Annotated in this window: 4 protein-coding genes; all 4 read left to right on the plus strand. The window is 62.4% G+C overall.

Annotated features, from left to right (window positions below; genetic code table 11):
- On the plus strand, nt 1-287 hold a 287-nt coding region (locus tag AC1DLB_RS27985; protein WP_477786081.1), incomplete at its 5' end, for a phenylacetaldoxime dehydratase family protein.
- 87 nt (nt 288-374) lie between these two features.
- A complete protein-coding gene (locus AC1DLB_RS27990; RefSeq protein WP_477786082.1) occupies nt 375-1226 on the plus strand; it encodes a transporter in 852 nt (283 codons plus the stop codon).
- 13 nt (nt 1227-1239) lie between these two features.
- Nucleotides 1240-2754, plus strand: coding sequence for an amidase (locus AC1DLB_RS27995; protein ID WP_477786083.1), 1515 nt, complete (start codon nt 1240-1242; stop codon nt 2752-2754).
- A gap of 77 nt (nt 2755-2831) precedes the next feature.
- On the plus strand, nt 2832-3280 hold a 449-nt coding region (locus tag AC1DLB_RS28000; protein ID WP_477786084.1), incomplete at its 3' end, for a nitrile hydratase subunit alpha.

Consider the following 3280-nt stretch of genomic DNA (forward strand, 5'->3'; position numbering starts at 1 on the left):
GCTACAGCAACCGCTTCGTGCGCAATATCGACCTGGACGGCAACTTCCTCGACGTGAGCTACAACATCGGTCACTGGCGCTCGATCGAGAAGCTCGAACGCTGGGCGGAATCCCACCCCACCCATCTGCGAATTTTCGTGACCTTCTTCCGTGTCGCGGCGGGCCTGAAGAAATTGCGGCTGTACCACGAAGTGTCGGTGTCGGACGCCAAGAGCCAGGTGTTCGAGTACATCAACTGTCACCCGCAGACCGGAATGCTGCGCGACGCGCAATCGCCTGCATCCTGAATCTGGTCGGCGTCTAACCCCCCCCCAATTTCTGCCGTTTTGCCGCCCTGCCCGGGTGGCACGGCCTTGCCGTGCAAGGAATAAAAGATGAATAAGATCCGTCTGCTGACACTCTCCACGCTGTTGCCCGTACTCCACGCGAACGCTGGCGAGGTGGCCCCTGGCGATTACGAGCAATACCCGGTCGGCGCTACCATCGGCGCGATTTACTACCAGCACTCCACCACAGACTCGGCCTACGCCAATGGCCATAAGGCCAGCTCGGACTTCAGGTTGAGCTCGGACGTCGGCATCCTGCGTCTGCTCCATGTGTACGCGCTGAGTGAAACGGTCACCATCGACCCGCAATTCCTCCTGCCCTTCGGGCACGTTTCCACTGGCGGCGATGCCTCGACACTCGGCAGTACCCGGGGCGTCGGCGACTTGATCCTCACCGCGCCGGTCAAGTGGCGGCTCAATGAAGCCCGCGACACCCTCAGTATCGCCCCCTATGTGTATGTCCCTTCCGGTACCTACGACAAGAACGACGCGCTCAACCTCGGTGAGAACCGCTGGAAATTCGAGCTGCAGAGCGCCTACGTCAAGCACTTCACGGAGAAGTGGGCAATGGACCTGGTCGGCGGTGCAACCTGGTATGGCGATAACACCGATTACGGCGCCAATGGCGACCGCCTCAAGCAGGACGTGTCCTACGCTGCCCAGGTGATGGGCCGTTACATGCCAGACCCCACCACGGCATTCGGCGTCGGCTTCGGGCGTACCTGGGGCGGTGAAACCAGCGTCGCGCGTGTCAACCAGGACGACGAAATGGGCACCACCAACTTCCGCCTGACAGCCACCAAATTCGTCACCCCCCAGGACCAACCAAGTCGGTGTCTTTTTCAACCAAGCCACCGCGCAGAGGCACGGATTATCTTGAACCCCAGGCCACCACGATAAGGACAGCCCCACCATGGCAATCGTTCGTCCCACCCTTGAACACTTACTGGACATCGCGAACGGCCTGCACATGCAGCTCAGCCGTGAACAAGCCAGTGAATACCTGGCCCTGATGCAGTCGAGCTTCGACGCCTACGACCTGATCGACGAGCTGCCCGATTGCGTGCCGCCCGTCCGTTACGAGCGCAGTTCCGGCTACCGCCCTTCGGCGGCCCACAACCCCTTGAACGCCTGGTATTACCGCACCGAAGTCAACGGCGCACCGCAAGGCAAGCTGGCGGGCAAAACCGTCGCGCTCAAGGACAATATCGCCCTGGCCGGCGTCCCCATGATGAACGGTGCCGCGCCACTCGAAGGTTTCGTCCCGTCGTTCGATGCCACCGTGGTCACGCGCTTACTGGATGCGGGGGCGACCATTCTCGGCAAGGCCACGTGCGAGCACTACTGCCTGTCCGGTGGCAGTCACACCTCTGACCCCGCACCGGTACATAACCCCTATCGTCAGGGTTTCGCCTCCGGTGGTTCCTCTTCCGGCAGCGCGGCACTGGTGGCCGCCGGCGAAGTGGATCTCGCGGTCGGCGGCGATCAGGGCGGCTCCATTCGGATTCCTTCGGCATTCTGCGGTACTTACGGGATGAAGCCGACCCACGGCCTGGTGCCCTACACCGGGATCATGGCGATCGAAGCGACCATCGACCATGCCGGGCCCATCACGGCCAACGTGCGCGACAACGCGTTGATGCTGGAAGTCATGGCCGGCGCCGACGGCCTCGACCCACGCCAGGCCGCGCCCCGGGTCGACACCTACAGCGATTACCTGGACCGTGGCGTGCAAGGGCTCAGGATCGGCATCCTGCAGGAAGGTTTCCAGCTGGCCAACCAGGACCCGCGCGTAACTGCATCGGTGCGTAACGCCATCGCCCAGTTGGAGCGGCTCGGCGCGCATGTCGAGGAAGTCTCCGTGCCGGAGCACAAGATCGCCGGCTCGCTGTGGCTCCCCATCGGCTGTGAAGGCCTGACAATGCAGATGATGCACGGCAATGGCGCCGGTTTTAACTGGAAAGGCCTGTACGACCTCACGTTGCTGGACAAGCAAGCCGGGTGGCGCGAGCAGGCGGATCAGCTGTCCGCGTCTCTCAAGCTGTGCATGTTTGTCGGTGAATACGGCATCAAGCACTACAACGGCCGTTTCTACGCCAAGGCGCAGAATCTCRCACGCATGGCCCGGGCCGGTTACGACGCGGCGCTGGCGCGCTACGACCTGCTGGTGATGCCGACCGTGCCGATCATCGCCCAGCCTCATCCGGAACCCGGTTGCTCGATCACGGAATAYGTGGCCCGGGCGCTGGAAATGATCGGCAACGCCTCAGCCCAGGACATCACCGGCCATCCGGCCATGTCGATTCCCTGCGGGCTGGTGGACGGCCTGCCGGTCGGGCTCATGCTGGTGGGCAAGCACTATGCCGAAGGCACGATTTACCAGGCGGCCGCAGCGTTCGAAGCGTCCGTTGACTGGAAAAACAATTAACCGGTCGGTCCCCGCGCAGCGCACAAAAACAAACACCCCAGGCGCTGCTTAAACGCTCAACGATGAGGAGTTAACTGATGAACACCGATGAAAAAACCACCTCGACCCCAGGCGAGCGAGCCCGCGCCCTATTCCAGGTGCTCAAGCAAAAGGAGCTGATTCCCGACGGCTATATCGAACAGCTGACCCAACTCATGGCCCACGACTGGAGCCCGGAGAATGGCGCTCGAGTGGTGGCCAAGGCCTGGGTCGACCCGCAGTTTCGTGAACTGCTGCTCAAGGACGGTACCGCTGCCTGCGCGCAATTCGGCTATACCGGCCCACAAGGTGAATACATCGTCGCCCTGGAAGACACTTCCACGCTGAAAAACGTGATCGTCTGCAGCCTGTGCTCCTGCACCAACTGGCCCGTCCTCGGCCTGCCGCCGGAGTGGTACAAGGGCTTCGAATTCCGTGCCCGCCTGGTCCGCGAAGGGCGCACCGTTCTGCGGGAACTGGGCACCGAGCTGCCAGAGGGAGCCACCAT

The organism is Pseudomonas sp. 05N434 (genome assembly GCF_056396965.1).

Coding starts and splice junctions, on each gene's coding strand:
- AC1DLB_RS27990 (WP_477786082.1), top strand. CDS start 375: ATGAATAAGATCCGTCTGCTGACACTCTCCACGCTGTTGCCCGTACTC.